General features: G+C 48.8%; 1 protein-coding gene. It reads left to right on the top strand.

Annotation, left to right across the window (positions count from 1 at the left end):
• On the top strand, window positions 1-211 hold a 211-nt coding region (locus tag HMPREF2766_RS09805), incomplete at both ends, for a hypothetical protein (protein WP_186821420.1).

The following is a 211-nucleotide window of genomic DNA, read 5'->3' as shown; positions in this document are numbered from 1 at the left end:
TCAATCAGCCTCAATGAGCGCTAGTCAGTCAGCTTCAACTAGTGCTAGTCAATCAGTATCTGTAAGTTCGAGCCAATCAGCTTCAGCGAGTTCGAGTCAGTCTGCATCTGTAAGCTCCAGCCAATCGGTTTCAGCAAGCTCAAGTCAATCAGTGTCTGTAAGCTCCAGCCATTCCGCTTCGGTAAGTGCTAGTCAGTCAGCGTCTGTAAGC

It is taken from the genome of Streptococcus sp. HMSC076C08 (assembly GCF_001810825.1).
Classification (GTDB): Bacteria; Bacillota; Bacilli; order Lactobacillales; family Streptococcaceae; genus Streptococcus.
Note: the sequence above shows the minus strand (reverse complement) of the source record. Positions and strands in the feature narration are given on the sequence as shown.